This window comes from Aeromonas caviae, assembly GCF_000819785.1.
Lineage (GTDB): Bacteria > Pseudomonadota > Gammaproteobacteria > Enterobacterales > Aeromonadaceae > Aeromonas > Aeromonas caviae.
Window position 1 is genome coordinate 18,626 of sequence record NZ_CDBK01000068.1, and the last position, 17,769, is coordinate 36,394.

The 17,769-nt window shown below is 61.6% G+C and carries 14 protein-coding genes; 6 read left to right on the forward strand and 8 right to left on the reverse strand.

What is annotated here, in order from left to right:
* Positions 1-13 precede the first annotated feature (13 nt).
* Positions 14-823, reverse strand: a complete 810-nt coding sequence (locus BN1120_RS10710) for a M90 family metallopeptidase (protein WP_042016073.1) — start codon at positions 821-823, stop codon at positions 14-16.
* Positions 824-841: 18 nt separating this feature from the next.
* Positions 842-1,255, reverse strand: a complete 414-nt coding sequence (locus tag BN1120_RS10715; RefSeq protein WP_029314462.1) for a GNAT family N-acetyltransferase — start codon at positions 1,253-1,255, stop codon at positions 842-844.
* 330 nt (positions 1,256-1,585) lie between these two features.
* Here BN1120_RS10715 and BN1120_RS10720 point away from each other — a divergent pair, with 330 nt between their 5' ends.
* Positions 1,586-3,079: an alanine/glycine:cation symporter family protein gene (locus tag BN1120_RS10720; RefSeq protein WP_039039053.1), complete on the forward strand. Its 1,494-nt coding sequence runs from the start codon at positions 1,586-1,588 to the stop codon at positions 3,077-3,079.
* An 81-nt stretch (positions 3,080-3,160) separates the two neighbouring features.
* Here BN1120_RS10720 and BN1120_RS10725 read toward each other — a convergent pair whose 3' ends face one another.
* Positions 3,161-3,967 carry a crotonase/enoyl-CoA hydratase family protein gene (locus BN1120_RS10725; protein WP_042016074.1) on the reverse strand — a complete coding sequence of 269 codons (807 nt, stop codon included), beginning with the start codon at positions 3,965-3,967 and terminating at the stop codon, positions 3,161-3,163.
* Between the two features lie 157 nt (positions 3,968-4,124).
* On the opposite strand from BN1120_RS10725, the gene BN1120_RS10730 reads away from it, so the two are divergent.
* The 5 genes from BN1120_RS10730 (at position 4,125) to BN1120_RS10750 (ending at position 10,415) form a co-directional block, all read left to right on the forward strand.
* On the forward strand, positions 4,125-5,912 hold the full coding sequence (locus tag BN1120_RS10730; protein ID WP_042016076.1) for a putative nucleotidyltransferase substrate binding domain-containing protein: 1,788 nt from the start codon (positions 4,125-4,127) through the stop codon (positions 5,910-5,912).
* A 2-nt stretch (positions 5,913-5,914) separates the two neighbouring features.
* Entirely contained in the window at positions 5,915-6,541 is a 627-nt protein-coding gene (locus tag BN1120_RS10735; protein ID WP_029314461.1) for a 3'-5' exonuclease, read from the forward strand.
* A gap of 107 nt (positions 6,542-6,648) precedes the next feature.
* Positions 6,649-6,960, forward strand: a complete 312-nt coding sequence (locus BN1120_RS10740; RefSeq protein WP_042016077.1) for a DUF485 domain-containing protein — start codon at positions 6,649-6,651, stop codon at positions 6,958-6,960.
* Positions 6,957-8,612, forward strand: coding sequence for a cation acetate symporter (locus tag BN1120_RS10745; protein ID WP_039039048.1), 1,656 nt, complete (start codon positions 6,957-6,959; stop codon positions 8,610-8,612). Before BN1120_RS10740 ends, BN1120_RS10745 begins: the two co-directional genes overlap by 4 nt.
* A 210-nt stretch (positions 8,613-8,822) precedes the next feature.
* Positions 8,823-10,415 (forward strand): ABC-F family ATPase, encoded by a 1,593-nt coding sequence (locus BN1120_RS10750; RefSeq protein ID WP_010674576.1) that lies wholly within the window; start codon positions 8,823-8,825, stop codon positions 10,413-10,415.
* Between the two features lie 283 nt (positions 10,416-10,698).
* Here the strand turns inward: BN1120_RS10750 and ppiD are convergent, their stop codons facing one another.
* The 5 genes from ppiD to clpP all read right to left on the reverse strand — a co-directional run bounded on the left by ppiD (position 10,699) and on the right by clpP (position 17,737).
* Positions 10,699-12,612, reverse strand: a complete 1,914-nt coding sequence (ppiD, locus tag BN1120_RS10755; protein WP_042016078.1) for a peptidylprolyl isomerase — start codon at positions 12,610-12,612, stop codon at positions 10,699-10,701.
* Positions 12,613-12,761: 149 nt separating this feature from the next.
* Entirely contained in the window at positions 12,762-13,034 is a 273-nt protein-coding gene (gene hupB, locus BN1120_RS10760) for a nucleoid-associated protein HU-beta (protein ID WP_005315375.1), read from the reverse strand.
* A 240-nt stretch (positions 13,035-13,274) separates the two neighbouring features.
* A complete protein-coding gene (gene lon, locus BN1120_RS10765; protein WP_041215258.1) occupies positions 13,275-15,629 on the reverse strand; it encodes an endopeptidase La in 2,355 nt (784 codons plus the stop codon).
* Positions 15,630-15,768: 139 nt separating this feature from the next.
* Positions 15,769-17,043 (reverse strand): ATP-dependent protease ATP-binding subunit ClpX, encoded by a 1,275-nt coding sequence (gene clpX, locus BN1120_RS10770; RefSeq protein ID WP_010674573.1) that lies wholly within the window; start codon positions 17,041-17,043, stop codon positions 15,769-15,771.
* Positions 17,044-17,113: 70 nt separating this feature from the next.
* Complete coding sequence (gene clpP, locus BN1120_RS10775; protein WP_005324106.1) at positions 17,114-17,737, reverse strand: ATP-dependent Clp endopeptidase proteolytic subunit ClpP; 624 nt, start codon at positions 17,735-17,737, stop codon at positions 17,114-17,116.
* Between the last annotated feature and the right edge of the window lie 32 nt (positions 17,738-17,769).

The following is a 17,769-nucleotide window of genomic DNA, read 5'->3' on the forward strand; positions in this document are numbered from 1 at the left end:
GACACCGTGCCGGTCAGCCCTGCGCTCCGGGATCTCCCGCCAGCAACCGGGTGGCCGGGTAGCGGCCTGCGGGATCCTGGCCGTAGAAGCGGGCGAACTGGTCATAGACCGCGGGGTAGACGGCGCGCAGACGCAACGGATCGGTGAAGAAGCTCTCGCTGCACACCGCGAAGAATTCGGCGGGATGCGAGGCGGCGTAGGGGTCTATCTCGGTCACCTCCTCTCTGGTCAACTGATCGTTCATCTCGTCAAACGCACCTTGTAGCGCCCGGGTCCATTGCTGGGGATCCATGCCCCGCGGCAAGGGCGGTGCACCGTCCGCATCCCCTCCCAGCATGTCGAGCTTGTGGGCAAGCTCATGGATCACCAGGTTGAATCCGTCCCAGTCACCGTCCTGCTGCAATTCGCTCCAGGCCAGCACCAGCGGCCCCTGGGGCCAGGATTCACCGGCGTTCTCCTCTTCAAATTCGCTCACCAGCCCGAACTCGTCCTGCACCTCCTGACGACGGGTCACGGGCTCGGGGATGATGATCACCTCGTGGAACCCTCGATACCAATCGAACCCCAGGTGCAGGATGGGCAGCACTGCCTGCAGGGCCAGCACCCCCTGCTGGCGGGGCGTCAGTTCCACCCCGATCTGGGTGAGGGTCTTGCGCGAGAGAAAATGGCGCGCCAGCTCCATCAACCTCTGCGACTCTTCATCTTCAAGCCCCTGCAAGATGGGCACCGCCGCCAGCGCCTCGCGCCACTCCTGCTCTTCGGGGAGACGGGGCTCCCGGGGAGATGCACCACCCAATACCTCTTTCAACCTGGACCAGAACACACGGACTCCTCTTGCCAATCAGACAGCTTTCACAAAACGTTTCGGACGCTCGCAATACCCTTGCGCCAGATAAAATCGGTGCGCCCCTTCGCGCTTGAGGCTGCTGGAGAGCTCCAGCTGGCCGCACCCCAGGGCTGCCGCCCGCTGCTCTGCCGCCGCCAGCAGCAGGGCCCCGATGCCGCCTCCCCTTGCACCCTCATCGACAACCAGCGCCGAGATCAGGCCCCAGGCTGGTGCAAGGTGCATGGGTTGCAAGTGGTGCCACACCAGCACCCCCACCGGGATCCCCTCGCACAGGGCCACCAGTACCTCCCGCGCCGGATCGGGCTGGGCCAGCCTGGCGCTGACCGCCCCGTCAGGGTTGGGGTAGCCCAGCTGGGCAAACAACCCCGTCAATCCGGCCCCATCCGCCTCCCCGGCGAGGCGAATGATGTATCTGTTTTCCCTTGTTGCCACTCCTGGCCTCCTATTTGCATTACCCCAATCAGCCCTCTGGGCATGGCAAAGCGGCAGATGATGGGTATGTACCGAATCTTGTCCAGTTCCATTCACCATTTGTTAATGTCAATTCACAAATTAACAAAGCCACAACACTTTTCACTAGGAAGGCCCTGAACAAACCGATATGTTAAATCCCGCGGACTAACCAGTCGAAAGTCCCGCACAATCCTGAGTGACCCCCTTGGTCACCGCATATTTCAATGTTAAGGGAGCGAGGCATATAGACCTCGCCAAGACAGCGCAACAAAGGAGTTGTTGTACATGAATGAGATCGTCAATGCCATCAATGGCGTGATTTGGAGCCCAGCGCTCATCTATCTGTGTCTGGGGGTAGGCCTCTACTTCTCCCTGCGCAGCCGTTTCCTGCAACTGCGTCATATCAAGGAAATGGTGCGCCTGATGTTCGATGGCAAGAGTACGGATGCGGGCGTCTCCTCCTTCCAGGCCCTGGCCATGACCCTGGCCGGTCGCGTCGGTACCGGCAACATCGCCGGTGTGGCCACCGCCATCACCTTCGGCGGCCCGGGCGCCCTGTTCTGGATGTGGATGGTTGCCTTCCTCGGCGCCAGCTCCGCCTTCGTGGAGTCCACCCTGGGCCAGGTCTACAAGGAGAAGATCAACGGTGAATATCGCGGCGGTCCGGCCTTCTACATCGAGAAGGGGCTCGGCATGAAGTGGTACGCCTGGACCTTCGCCATCGCCACCATCTTCGCCTGCGGCGTGCTGCTGCCGGGCGTACAGGCGAACTCCATCGGCTCCAGCCTGCAGACCGCCTTTGCCATCGACCCCAACGTGACCGCCGCCGGTCTGGCGCTGCTGCTCGGTTTCATCATCTTCGGCGGCGTCAAGCGCATCGCCAACTTCGCCAGTACCGTGGTGCCCTTCATGGCGCTGGGTTACATCATCGTCGCCTGCGTCATCATCGCCCTGAACATCGGCCAGCTGCCGGGCGTGATCCTGCTCATCTGGAAGAGCGCCTTCGGGATGGACGCCGGCTTCGGCGCCATTCTGGGCTTGGCCATCATGTGGGGCGTCAAGCGCGGGGTCTACTCCAACGAAGCCGCCCAGGGGACGGGGCCGCACGCCTCCTCCGCCGCCGCGGTGAGCCACCCGGCCAAGCAGGGTCTGGTGCAGGCGTTCTCCGTCTACATCGACACCCTGTTCGTCTGCTCCGCCACCGGCTTCATGCTGCTCATCACCGGCCTGTACAACGTGCAGGGTCCGGACGGTGCCGCCCTCTACACCGGCATCGCCGGCGTGGCCGCCGGCCCAGGCTATGTGCAGACCGCCATGGAGAGCATGATGCCAGGCTTTGGCAACTACTTCGTCGCCATCGCCCTGTTCTTCTTCGCCTTCACCACCATCGTGGCCTACTACTACATCGCCGAAACCAACATCGCTTTTGTCAATCGCAAGATTAACCGCCCCTGGCTCACCTTCCTGCTGAAGATTGCACTGATGGCATCCACCGTCTACGGCACCGTCAAGACCGCTGATCTGGCCTGGGGTCTGGGTGACATCGGCGTCGGCCTGATGGCCTGGCTCAACATCGGCGCCATTTTGATGCTGCAAAAGCCCGCCTTCGCCTGTCTGAAAGACTATGAGGCCCAGAAGGCAATGGGACTGGATCCCGTGTTCCATCCAGAAAAGCTCGGCATCAAGAACGCCGACTACTGGACCGGCCGCCGTTCCGAGCAAAACCTGGAGCAGGAGCAATCCGGTCACCCCTTCGAACCGGACCGTCAGTCCACCTGAAGCGTTGACCCCTAAACAGAAAACAAAATGGCAGCCTAGGCTGCCATTTTTATTTGTGCTCTCTTGAGAGTGAGCGCCGGTTCAGAGCGCGTTGCGGCGGGGTCCGAACGGCAGGCGCCAGCGAAACAGGCTGTTGAGGGTCGCCCGCCACTGGTTGGGGCGCCCCAGGATCTGCCTCTGCAACCGGGTCTCTTCCTTGAGCATGGTCTCGTCACTGCAAGCCCAGGCCTGGGTGTAGAGCTGCTTGATCCCCGCCAGCGCATCCGGCGACTTGGTGATCAGGGTCCGGGCAAAGGCCCGCGCCTCTTCCAGGGGATCCGCGCACACCCGGCTCACCAGGCCGAGGGACTTGGCTTCGCTGGCTTCCAGCTCGCGCCCGCTCATGGCAAGCTCCATGGCGGTATCCATCCCCATCAGGTTGCGCAGGGTGACGCTGCCGCTCATGTCGGGGATGATGCCCCACTTGATCTCCATCACCGAGAAGCGGCAATCCGGGGTGCTGAAGCGAAAATCGGCGCCGAGCGCTATCTGCAGGCCGCCGCCAAAACAGACCCCCTGGGTCACCGCAATCACGGGCACCGGCAGTTGATGCCAGCCATAGGCCACCCGCTGGGCCAGGTTGGTCGCCTCGTCCGCCTCGCGCTTGAGGATCTCCAGCGCCGCCACCGGCTGCCTCAGCATGGATTTCACATCCAGCCCGGCGCAGAACGCCCGCCCCTCCCCGTGCAGGATCACGGCCCGCAACCCTTTTTGCCGGGATACCGCGTTCAGCGTCTCGTCGATGGCGTCGAACATGGCCCGATCCAGCGCGTTGAGCTTGTCCCCCCGGCAGAGCATCACCTCGGCAATCCCCTCCTGAAACACCCATTTGACCCTTGGCTTTTCCATCTCCGTCTTCGTCCTTTGATTCAACTGGTCATACCACAACGTTACCAGAGTGTTATGGGCAGGTACAGGGAGGCCGCCCCGGGCCTGCGACTAAAGTCGGCTGGCCCGGTGGTGGAGCCTTTGTCAGACTGGCCCCATGGTCACGGTGGAGCCTCTCATGTCACTTCTGTTCAATTTTGCCCGTCCACCGTTCGACGGCCTGGACGAGGAGGCACGCCAGCGGCTCGGTCAGCACCTCAGCATCTGCTACTTTCGCGCGGGCCAGACGGTGCAGCACGCCGGGGAGGAGCCCGCCGGGCTCTACCTCATCATCAAGGGGGCCGTGGAAGAGTCAGCCCCCCATCAATCCTTTGGGGACTATGGCGAGGGGGACATGTTTGACGTCCGTGCCCAGTTTGACGGGCACTGCCGCCACCGTTTCGCCGCCCTGGAAGATACTCTCTGCCAGCTCATTCCCCGCCCCGTCTTTCTGGCCTTGTGCGACGCGCACCCCCATATCGCCCGCTACTTCACCGCCACCCTGGCGGAACGCCAGCGGGAGCAGGAGCGGCGCAGTCAGCTCGGACAGCAGAACCTGGCGGAGTTCATCCTGACCCGTATCGCTCCCGACCATCTGCAGGCGCCGCTCATTGTGGAAAGCAGCCTCTCGCTCCTGGCCGCCACCGAGGCCATGGTGGCCAGGTGCACCGACTGTCTGCTCTATCCCGGAGCAGACGGCAGCCTGAGCCTGGCCACCCGCAAGACCCTGCTCCACGCCCTCACCCTCAAGGGATTGCCGCTCAGTGCGCCGCTGGCGGTGCTGACCCCCACCCCGCTGACGGGTCTCCCACTGGGGAGCTATCTGTTCGATGCCCTGCTGCTGATGACCCGCCACCGCATCAAGCGCCTGGTCATCTGGCAGGGGCAGGAGGTGGCAGGCATCCTGCATTTGACCCAGGTGCTCGGGCTCTTCTCCACCCACTCCCATGTGCTGACCCTGCGCATCGCCCGCGCCGACTCCCCGACCACCCTCGAGGCGGTCGCCCGGGAGCAGCAGCAGCTCATTCGCTCCCTGTTTGCCCAGGGGATCCACACCTTGTTCCTGATGAAGCTCATCGCCACCATCAACGAGCAGTTGATCGCCAAGGCCTTTTCCCTGGTGATCCCCGCGGCGCAGCAAGAGCAGGTGTGCCTGCTGATGCTGGGGTCGGAGGGGCGTGGCGAGCAGATCCAGAAAACCGATCAGGACAATGCCCTGATCCTGCGAGATGGCCTGCATTGGCCGACCCAGCAGGCCGACTTGGCCGCCTTCAGCGCCCTGCTGGCGCGCCTGGGTTATCCCCCTTGCCCGGGCAGGGTGATGGTCAACAACCCGGCCTGGGTGAAGCCGCTTGACGGCTGGCTGCAAGGGATAGAGCAGGCCTGTGTGCGCGCCAGCGAAGCGGATCTGCTCTGGCTCGCCACCCTGGCCGATGCCCAGGCCATCACGGGAGATCGCGCCCGGCTCGCCCCCGTCGCCCGCCACCTGCGGGCCTGCCTCGCCGACCGGCCGGATCTGCTGGCGGAGATGGCAAGGGCAGCCGTCGCCTTTCACGCCCCCCTCACCCTCTTTGGCAGGCTGGAGCAAGCCCCGGAGGGGCTGGATCTCAAGCGTGGCGGACTCTTCCCCCTTGTCCACGGCGTCCGGGTGCTCTCCCTGGAGGCGGGGATCCTGGAGACCTCGACCACAGGACGCATCGAGGCCCTGGTGGGCCAGGGACGCCTCAGCCGGGACTATGGCACCAATCTGGCGGAGGCCTTCCGGCTGTTCATGCGGCTTCGGCTGCGCAGCCAGTTGCAGGAGGGAGACGGACGGGTGCGGGTGGCCGACCTCGGCCCCGCAGAGCGGGATCTGCTGCGCCATGCCCTGCACCAGGTGAAGAAGTTCCAGCAATGGCTCACCTTGCACTTTCGTCTTAGGCAATAGCGATGTGGATGCACTGGCGCCGCCGCTGGCTTGGCAGGACGTTTCGGGAGGGGGAGTTTGCCCCGCTCTTTGCCCGCCCTGCTGGCGACGAGTGGGTGGCGCTGGACTTCGAGACCACCAGCCTGGATCCGGCGCTGGCGGAGATCGTCTCCATCGGGGCGGTGCGTATCCGGGGCAACCGGATAGAGACGGGCGATGCCCTTGCCATCCGGGTCCAGGCTCCCGCCAGCCTGAGCGCCGGGTCCGTGGTGATCCACGGCCTGCGCCATCAGGATCTGCAACAGGGCATGGCACTGGAGCCCGCGCTGCGCGCGCTGCTGGAGTTCATCGGCCCCCGTGAGCTGGTGGGGTATCACATCGCCTATGACCTGCGCATTCTCAACCTCGCCTGCCAACGGCTGTGGGGGCTCACCCTCCCCCAGCGCGGCATCGAGGTGAGCCGCCTCTATCACGATCACCTCTATCGCCGCTATCCCGACGCCGCCATCGATCTGCACCTGGCCGCGATCTGTCGCCATCTGGCGCTACCAGCCCTGCCCCCTCACGACGCCCTGAGCGATGCCGTCACCGCCGCCCTTGTCTTTGTACGCCTGCATCAGGGCGGCCCCCTGGCTTATCCCAAAGTCTAATTGTCCACAAATAACATTTAATTCACATTTTGCTTACATGGACAGCCGTGCTGTCCGGTAGGGAACCCCTCATCCACCGCTGACATTCACTGTCATGGAGAACTGCAATGGAACAGCAACCGTATCTTCGGATCCAGCAAGATCCCAACTTCCAGGCACTGGTCGCCAAACGCCAGCGCTTCGCCTGGGCCCTCTCCATCCTGATGCTGGGGCTCTACCTGGCGTTCATCCTGCTCATCGCCTTTGCACCTGGCTGGCTTGGCACCCCCTTGAGCGAAGGCTCCAGCATCACCCGTGGCATCCCGGTCGGGATTGGCCTCATCGTATCGGCCTTCGTGCTGACCGGTATCTACGTATTTCGTGCCAACGGCGAGTTCGACGAGCTGAACCAGAAGATCCTCAAGGGAGCGCAATCATGAAAGGCAAGTTTCTGCTGCCGCTGGCAGGTCTGATCTCCACCCCCTTGCTGGCGGCCGACGCCATCAGCGGCGAGGTGCAACGCCAACCCCTCAATATCTCGGCCATCGTGATGTTCGTGGTCTTCGTGGCCGCCACCCTGTTCATCACCTACTGGGCCTCCAAGCGCAACCGCTCGGCTTCCGACTACTACGCCGCCGGCGGGCGCATCACCGGCTTCCAGAACGGTCTGGCCATCGCCGGTGACTACATGTCCGCCGCCTCCTTCCTCGGCATCTCCGCCCTGGTCTATACCTCGGGCTACGACGGTCTCATCTACTCCATCGGCTTCCTGGTGGGCTGGCCCATCATCCTGTTCCTGATCGCGGAGCGGCTGCGCAACCTCGGCAAGTACACCTTTGCCGACGTGGCCTCCTACCGCCTCAAGCAGACCTCGGTGCGCAGCCTCTCCGCCAGCGGCTCCCTGGTGGTGGTCGCCCTCTACCTCATCGCCCAGATGGTCGGTGCCGGCAAGCTCATCGAGCTGCTGTTCGGCCTCCAATACCACGTGGCCGTGGTGCTGGTCGGCATCCTGATGGTGCTCTACGTGCTGTTCGGCGGCATGCTAGCCACCACCTGGGTACAGATCATCAAGGCGGTGATGCTGCTCTCCGGTGCCTCCTTCATGGCCATCATGGTGATGAAGTCCGTCAACTTCGACGTCGGGACCCTGTTCAGCGAAGCGGTCAAGGTGCATGCCAATGGTGCGGCCATCATGAGCCCGGGCGGCCTGGTCGCCGACCCCATCTCCGCCATCTCCCTTGGGCTGGCCCTGATGTTCGGTACCGCTGGTCTGCCCCACATCCTGATGCGCTTCTTCACCGTGAGCGATGCCAAGGAAGCCCGTAAATCGGTGTTCTACGCCACCGGCTTCATCGGCTACTTCTACATCCTCACCTTCATCATCGGCTTTGGCGCCATCCTGCTGGTCAGCACCAACCCGGACTTCAAGGACGCCACCGGCGCCCTGCTGGGGGGCACCAACATGGCGGCGGTCCATCTGGCCGATGCGGTGGGCGGCAGCCTGTTCCTGGGCTTCATCTCCGCCGTGGCGTTTGCCACCATACTGGCGGTCGTGGCCGGGCTGACCCTGGCGGGGGCCTCCGCGGTCTCTCACGACCTCTATGCCTGCGTCATCAAGGAAGGCAAGGCCAACGAGGCCGACGAGCTGCGCGTCTCCAAGATGACCACCCTGGTGCTGGGTGTGGTCGCCATCGGCCTTGGCATCCTGTTCGAGAAGCAGAACATCGCCTTCATGGTGGGCCTGGCCTTCTCCATCGCGGCGAGCTGCAACTTCCCGGTGCTCTTCCTCTCCATGTTCTGGTCCCGCCTGACCACCCGTGGCGCCGTCTATGGCGGCTGGCTCGGCCTCATCAGCGCCGTGACCCTGATGATCCTGGGCCCCACCGTCTGGGTGAAAGTACTGGGTCATGCCCAGGCCATCTTCCCCTACGAATACCCGGCGCTCTTCTCCATGGGGCTGGCCTTCATCGGGATCTGGTTCTTCTCGGTCACCGACAAGTCCCAGGCAGCCTCCGACGAGCATGCCAAGTTCTTCCCGCAGTTCGTCCGCTCCCAGACCGGGCTCGGTGCCTCCGGCGCCTCCGCCCACTAAGTGGCATCCCACGCATCCAAGCCGGCCCAGTGCCGGCTTTTTTAATGACCGCCCCCTCGCCTCCCCTCTGCAAGAGAGGCCGGAGCCCGTTGCCGGCCTGGTCGTGAAACCTTCCCCCCTGCAATGGGGCCAGATCACAGTTCCTGCTAAAACTTTCAGGGGATCTGTGCCATAATGCGCGCCATTTGACAGACCAACCGGGACATTCCAGTGCTTTCAAGCAACAACATCACCATGCAGTTCGGCGCCAAGCCGCTGTTTGAGAACATCAGCGTCAAGTTTGGCGGCGGCAACCGCTACGGCCTCATCGGTGCCAACGGCTGTGGCAAGTCCACCTTCATGAAGATCCTCGGCGGCGATCTCGAACCCACCGGCGGCAATGTGAGCCTGGATGTCAACGAGCGCATCGGTAAGCTGCGCCAGGATCAGTTCGCCTACGAAGAGATGCGCGTACTGGACGTGGTCATGATGGGCCACACCGAGCTGTGGGCCGCCATCGCCGAACGCGATGCCATCTACGCCAACCTGGAAGCGACCGACGACGACTACATGAAGGCCGCCGAACTGGAAGGCCTGGTCGCCGAGTATGATGGCTACACCGCCGAATCCCGCGCAGGCGAGCTGCTGCTGGGTGCCGGTATTCCCATCGAGCAGCACAACGGTCCGATGAGCGAAGTGGCCCCGGGCTGGAAACTGCGGGTACTGCTGGCGCAGGCGCTCTTCTCCAACCCCGACATCCTGTTGCTGGACGAACCGACCAACAACCTGGACATCAACACCATTCGCTGGCTGGAGCAGGTGCTCAACGATCGTGAAAGCACCATGATCATCATCTCTCACGACCGTCACTTCCTGAACTCCGTCTGCACCCACATGGCGGATTTGGACTACGGCGAGCTGCGGGTCTACCCGGGCAACTACGACGAGTACATGCTGGCTGCCACCCAGGCCCGCGAGCGCCTGCTGGCCGACAACGCCAAGAAGAAGGCCCAGATCGCCGATCTGCAATCCTTCGTCTCCCGCTTCAGCGCCAACGCCTCAAAATCCAGCCAGGCTACCTCCCGCCTCAAGCAGATCGACAAGATCAAGATTGAGGAAGTAAAGGTCTCCAGCCGTCAGAACCCCTTCATCCGCTTCGAGCAGGACAAGAAGCTCTACCGCAACATCCTGGAGATCGAAGGCGTCTCCAAGGGTTATGGCGACGGTCCCCTGTTCAAGGGGCTCAACATGATGCTGGAAGTGGGCGAGAAGGTCGCCATCCTGGGTACCAACGGGATCGGTAAGTCCACCCTGATCAAGACGCTGGTCGGTGCCCTGGCACCGGATACCGGCACCATCAAGTGGTCCGAGAACGCCCAGATCGGCTACTACGCCCAGGATCACGCCGAAGATTTCGACACCGATCTCAATGTGTTCGACTGGATGGCCCAATGGAAGCAGGAGAACGAAGACGAGCAGGCGGTGCGCTCCGTGCTGGGTCGTCTGCTCTTCTCCCAGGACGACATCAAGAAGCCGGTCAAGGTGCTTTCCGGTGGTGAACAGGGCCGGATGCTGTTCGGCAAGCTGATGATGCAGCGCCCCAACATCCTGATCATGGATGAACCGACCAACCACCTGGACATGGAATCCATCGAATCCTTGAACCTGGCGCTGGAGATGTACAAGGGCACCCTGATCTTCGTCTCCCACGACCGCGAGTTCGTCTCCTCCCTGGCGACCCGCATCCTGGAACTGACCGAAGACGGCATCCGCGACTTCGGCGGCACCTACGAGGATTACCTGCGCACCCAGGGTGTGGTGTAATCCTCTGCTTTCAAGCAAAGCGATCAGAACCGGCGCCTCGTGCGCCGGTTTTTTTATGCCTCCTTGATCACGCCCCACAGCAAGAGAAGGATTGGGGATAGGGAGAGCAAGAGTACAGCGCGCTGTCATACACCTGTCCCGCTCATCCCCAGCCAGGATAGGCAGCACAAGCCCGTGCCTGGCCCCTTCCCTCCTGCGCCCGCCCGCTCTGCCTGGCTGTTGATGGCACAAAAAAACGGCTCCATCATGGAGCCGTTTTCACACTTGGGGCCGTGAGGCTGATTTACTCGACAGTGGCTTCCACGTCGGTGAAGTATTCGATCTTGGCCGCCTTGCGCAGCTCGTCGATCAGCGACTTGTAGTCAGCCTGTGCCTTGCCCTGACCAAGCTGACCTTGCAGCAGGCTCACCATCTGGGATGGCTCCTTGATGACGTTGACCTTGTCCAGCGCCACCACCACACGATCACCGTTGGCTTCGGTCACCAGCTCGACACTCGGCTTGCCATCGGTCGGATGGGGCATGCGGAACGCCTGGGTCACCAGGTTCTGATCCATCTCCTGGGCAAAACGGGATACGCCGGTATGGGTATCCACTTTCAGACCCAGCGCGGTCAGGTCGGCCTGAACGTTCTCACCGGCCTTGAGCTTGTCCAGCAGACCCTGGGCCTTGCCACGGGCCACTTCACTGGCCTTGTCGTGCTTGATGGCGGTGATCACCTGCTCTTTCACCTCGGCAAGCGGTTTGGCCGCCTTCGGCTGGTGACCCATGATGTGCAGCACCAGCGCCTTGCCGTCGGCCAGCTCGATCACGTCGGAGTTGGTGTTGTCATCGCGCAGCTGTTCGGAGAACGCCACGGAGAGCACCTTGGGATCATTGAGCGGTGCCGGCGCATCGGCCTGGCTGAAATAGCCGGTGGACTGCACCTGGAGGCCCATGGCTTCGGCGGTCAAGTCCAGGGAGTCCGGGTTCTCGAAGCTGCTGTCGGCCATCTTCTGCTGTTCGGCGAAGAACTGCTCCTTGGCCTTCTCAGACTGCAGACGGGCGATGGTATCGCTCATCACGTCCACGAAGGGCTTGGTCTTGGCAGGCTCGACTCCCAGCAGCTTGATGATGTGGAAGCCGAACGGGCTCTTCACCACGGCGGAGAGATCGCCGGCCTTGGCCAGCGCGAACGCGGCTTTCTCGAAGGCAGGATCCATCACCCCTTTCTCGAACCAGTCGAGTTCCCCGCCCTTCTTCGCGGAGAAGGTATCGGAGGAGTCGGCCTTGGCCAGCGCGGCGAAATCGTCACCCGCCTTGGCCTTGGCCAGCACGGCCTCGGCTTTCTGCTCGGCGGCCTTTTCATCCTTGCCAAACGGGATCAGGATGTGCGCCACCTGACGGCGCTCGGGACGCTGGAACAGATCCTGATGCTGGTCGTAGTAATCCTGGGCATCCTGCTCGGTGACCTTGATGTTCTTGCCAAGGTTCGCGGCATCGAGCAGCAGATAGTCGACCTTGACCGTCTCGTCGTTCATGAAGCGAGCGCTGTTGGCCTTGTAGAACTGCTCCACCTCGGCATCGCTCACCTCGATCCCGTCCACATAGGCGGAAGCGGCCAGACGGATCAGGCGCAGGTCACGGGTCTGGTTGTAGAGACGATCCAGTTGCTCGGCTTCCCCCTTGAGGGCGAACTCCGATCCCAGCACGGCGCCCATCAATTGCTGGCGCACCATGTCCTGGCGCAGGGAGTCGCGGAACATCTCGGGGGTCATGCCGGCTCGGCGAATGAGCTGCAGGTAGCGGTCATTGCTGAACTTGCCGTTCTCGGCAAACTCGGGCATGGCGACGATGGCCTGCTTGATCTGCTCATCGCTGACGCGCAGACCCAGGGAGCGGGCCTTGTCATCGATCAGCGCCTGATCGATCAGACGGTCCAGCACGCCACGGCGGAACTGTTTCATGTAATCGGGATTGGCGGCCAGCTGGTTGAAGGCCTCACCCATTTGGGATTCCATGCGGGCCCGCTCATTGCGGTAGGCATTCTCCAGTGCGGGGGCACTGATGTCATTGCCGTTGACGGTGGCGGGGGCGGTACGTGCCGGGCCATTGAGGTAGCTGCCTACGCCGGCCAAGGCAAAGGAGAGGATGATCAGGCCCAAGATAACCTTGGCTACCTTGCCCTGCGCCCCTTCGCGTAGTTTATCCAACATCATGTTTGTACTTATGCTCCCGAACTCGATGGGCGTAAATAATGAAAAGGCGCACCGATTGCGATGCGCCTTGGTCAAGCAGTATGAGGGAGAGCCCTCTCACTTGTCTGGTCAGAGACCAAGGACGGTGCCGATAGATATCAGCGACCGGCTTAGTTGACCGCGTCTTTCAGGGCCTTGCCGGCTTTGAAGGCAGGAACTTTACCGGCAGCGATTTCGATGGTCGCACCAGTTTGCGGGTTGCGGCCGGAACGGGCTGCACGCTCGCGAACGGCGAAAGTACCGAAACCAACCAGAGCAACCTGGTCACCCTCTTTCAGGGCTTCGCCCACGGCATCGATGAAGGCATCCAGCGCACGGCCAGCGGCAGCTTTGGAGATATCAGCACCGTCTGCAATCTTGTCAATCAGTTGAGATTTATTCACTCTTATATTCCCCTTTTATCGAACATCGCTGCGGCGCTGATTTCCCTGGCCACAACAAGTGGAGGTTTTATAACAAGCCTCCTGATCAGTTGCAAGTGACAATCTGGCGCAAACCCGCGCCACATCACGCATTGCGACTCATCATGAGTACCCGATCGGTGGTCAAGGCTACTTCCGTTGTCCGGTGCATGCAAGCCTTAACCACCCCCCGAATGCGCCAAATTTGCGGCGCATCAACATTTACACGACAGAAACGCGTTCGAAACCTTGCGGATTGTCCTGCAACGCCAGTGCAAGCACCTCATCAATCCAGCGAACCGGATAGATTTCAAGATCTTGTTTGACGTTGGCCGGGATCTCCTCGAGGTCACGTTCGTTCTCTTTCGGGATCAGCACACGCTTGATGCCACCACGGTGGGCCGCCAGCAGTTTCTCCTTGAGACCACCGATGGGCAACACCTCGCCACGCAGGGTGATTTCACCCGTCATGGCCACGTCGGCGCGCACCGGGTTGCCGGTGAGGCTGGAGACCAGGGCGGTACACATGGCGATACCGGCGCTCGGGCCGTCTTTCGGGGTCGCCCCTTCCGGCACGTGCACGTGGATGTCGCGCTTCTCGTAGAAGTCGCCGTTGATACGTAGCTTCTCGGCGCGGGCACGCACCACCGTCATGGCCGCCTGGATGGACTCCTGCATCACGTCACCGAGGGAACCGGTGTAAGTGAGCTTGCCCTTGCCTGGCATGTTGGTGGTCTCGATGGTGAGAAGATCGCCCCCCACTTCGGTCCACGCCAGCCCGCACACCTGACCAATCTGGTTCTGGTCGGTGGCCTTGCCATAGTCAAAGCGCTGTACCCCCAGGAACTCCTTGAGGTTCTCCTGGTTGACCTGAACATGCTTGATGCTCTTGTCCAGCAGGATGCGTTTGACTGCCTTGCGACAGATTTTGGAGATTTCACGCTCCAGGCTGCGCACACCCGCCTCGCGGGTGTAGTAGCGAATCACTCCGATCAGCGCCGAATCCTCGATGGTGATCTCGGAAGGCTTCAGGCCGTTGCGCTGGATCTGCTTGGCCACCAGGTGCTGCTTGGCAATGTTGAGCTTCTCGTCCTCGGTGTAACCGGACAGACGGATCACTTCCATCCGGTCCAGCAGCGGACCCGGGATGTTCATGGAGTTGGAGGTGGCCACGAACATCACGTCCGACAGGTCATAATCCACTTCCAGATAGTGATCGTTGAAGCTGCTGTTCTGCTCGGGATCCAGCACCTCCAGCAGGGCGGAAGCGGGATCGCCACGCATGTCCGAGCTCATCTTGTCGATTTCGTCGAGCAGGAACAGCGGGTTCTTCACGCCGACTTTCGCCATCTTCTGGATGAGCTTGCCGGGCATGGAGCCGATGTAGGTACGACGGTGACCACGGATCTCCGCCTCGTCACGCACCCCACCCAGGGCCATGCGCACATACTTGCGGCCGGTGGCCTTGGCGATGGACTGCCCCAGGGAGGTCTTGCCCACCCCGGGAGGCCCGACCAGGCAGAGGATGGGGCCCTTGAGCTTGTTCACACGCGCCTGCACCGCCAGGTATTCGAGGATGCGATCCTTGACCTTGTCCAGGCCATAGTGATCCGCATCCAGCACCTCCTGGGCCTTGCCCAGGTCTTTCTTGACCTTGGAGCGGGTCTTCCAGGGCACCTGCACCATCCAGTCCACATAGCTGCGCACCACGGTGGCTTCCGCCGACATGGGGGACATCATCTTGAGCTTGGCGAGCTCGGCCTGGGCCTTCTCGCGGGCATCCTCCGGCATCCCGGCCTCTTCAATCTTGCGATTGAGGGCTTCGAACTCATCCGGGCTGTCTTCCAGCTCACCCAGCTCTTTCTGGATGGCCTTCATCTGCTCGTTGAGGTAATACTCCCGCTGGCTCTTCTCCATCTGCTTCTTGACCCGGGAGCGGATGCGCTTCTCGACCTGCAACAGGTCGATCTCCGACTCCATCATGGCCATCAGAAACTCGATGCGCTCGGACACGGAGGCGATTTCCAGCACCTTCTGCTTGTCTTCGAGCTTGAGCGGCATGTGGGCAGCCATGGTATCGGCCAGGCGCGCCGCATCGTCGATCGCCGAAATCGAGGTGAGTACCTCGGGCGGGATCTTCTTGTTGAGTTTGATGTAACCTTCGAACTGGCCGATGGCAGAGCGCACCAGCACGTCCTGATCCTTCTCCTCGATGGGGGCGGACGCGATGTACTGGGCCTCCCCGACAAAGAAGTCGCGATCGTCGATCATCCGCTCAAGGCGGGCACGCTGGCCCCCCTCCACCAGCACCTTGACGGTGCCGTCCGGCAGCTTGAGCATCTGCAGAATATTGGCCACTGTCCCGACGGAGAAAATTTCCTCCACCGTCGGTTCGTCAGTCGACGCATCCTTCTGGGCCACCAGCAGGACTTTCTTGTCCTGCTCCATGGCCGCTTCCAGACAGCGAATGGATTTTTCCCGCCCCACAAAGAGTGGAATGACCATGTGGGGATAGACCACCACGTCACGAAGAGGCAGGACGGGAATCTCGATGCGTTCTGAACGCTCTAGGTTCATATATGTCCTCTCGGCTTGTTATACCGTTGGCAAAGGCTTGGCTGAGTATATGGGGGCGCAAAGATGAGATTCAATCGCCTTGGCCGTAAAAAGCATGAAAGGGGCAAAAAGCCCCTTTATGTGATTAAAAATCAGACAGTTACTCTGAGGCTGCGGCCTGAGTCTCGGGATTGTCGTAGATCATCAGGGGCGCGGAGTCTCCCTTGATCACCGTCTCGTCGATCACCACCTTGCTGACCCCTTTCAGGGAGGGCAGGTCATACATGGTGTCTAGCAGCACGGCCTCGACAATGGAACGCAGACCCCGGGCACCGGTTTTACGCTCCATGGCCTTGCGTGCAATGGCATTGAGCGCGTCGTCACGAAACTCCAGCTCAACCTCTTCCAGGGCGAACAGCGCGGCATACTGCTTGGTCAGCGCGTTTTTCGGCTCTTTCAGGATCTGGATGAGGGCAGCCTCGTCAAGCTCGGTCAGGGTCGCGACCACCGGCAGACGGCCGATGAACTCGGGGATGAGACCGTACTTGATGAGATCTTCCGGCTCCACCTTGGCAAAGTTCTCGCTCAGGGTTGCCTTGGCATTCTTGGATTTCACCTCGGCGCCAAAACCGATGCCGGTGCCCTTGACGGAGCGCTGCTCGATCACCTTGTCCAGCCCCGCGAAAGCACCACCACAGATGAAGAGGATCTTGGAGGTGTCGACCTGCAAAAACTCCTGCTGCGGGTGCTTGCGACCGCCCTGGGGCGGCACGGAGGCGATGGTGCCTTCGATCAGTTTCAGCAGTGCCTGCTGCACCCCTTCCCCGGAGACGTCGCGGGTGATGGAGGGGTTGTCCGACTTGCGGGAGATCTTGTCGATCTCGTCGATATAGACGATACCGCGCTGGGCCTTCTCCACGTCGTAGTCGCACTTTTGCAGCAACTTCTGGATGATGTTCTCCACGTCCTCGCCCACGTAACCGGCTTCGGTCAGGGTGGTGGCATCGGCCATAGTGAAGGGCACATCCAGCAGACGAGCCAGGGTCTCGGCCAGCAGGGTCTTACCGCTGCCGGTGGGGCCAATCAGCAGGATGTTGGATTTGCCCAGCTCCACGCCACCGGACTCGCTGCCGCTGCGAAGACGCTTGTAGTGGTTGTAGACAGCCACTGCCAGCACCTTCTTGGCGTACTCCTGACCGATCACGTAGTCGTCCAGATGGGCGCGGATTTCATGAGGGGTCGGCAGCTCGCTACCATCGCGCTTGGGAGAGATCTCGCGGATCTCTTCGCGGATGATGTCGTTGCACAGCTCGACACACTCATCACATACGTAGACGGAAGGGCCAGCGATCAGCTTGCGCACTTCATGCTGGCTTTTGCCGCAGAAAGAGCAATACAGCAGCTTGTCGCCCTCACCCTTGCGTTTCTCTGTCATTCAGCGACCTCGTTTTATCAATAGAGGATGGATCGTCCTGTTGAGTTTACAACAGGACGGGGTACCCTGCTCAGCCGCGCTGGCTCAGGATGCCGTCAACCAGACCATAGGCAACGGCCTGCTCGGCAGACATGAAATTGTCACGGTCGGTGTCGCGCTCGATGGTGGCCATGTCCTGACCGGTATGGAACGCCAGACGATCGTTCAGGGTATTCTTGATTTTCAGGATCTCCTGGGCATGGATCTGGATGTCAGAAGCCTGCCCCTGGAAGCCGCCCAGCGGCTGGTGGATCATCACTCGGGCATTGGGCAGGCAGAAACGCTTGCCCTTGGCGCCACCGGCCAGCAGGAAGGCCCCCATGGAGCAGGCCTGCCCCATGCAGACGGTGCTCACGTCCGGCTTGATGAACTGCATGGTGTCATAGATGGACATACCCGCAGTGACGGCGCCACCCGGCGAGTTGATGTAGATGCTGATGTCCTGATCCGGGTTCTCGGACTCCAGGAACAGCAGTTGGGCCACCACCAGGTTCGCCATGTGATCCTCGACCTGACCGGTCAGGAAGATCACCCGCTCTTTCAGCAGACGGGAATAGATGTCGTAGGAACGCTCCCCTTTCGCGGTTTGCTCTACCACCATCGGGATGAGCGCATTGCGTGGGGATTCAGTCACATCGTTATAGTTCTTGTACATAAGGCATTGTCCCTAAAATAAAATGGCCCGAG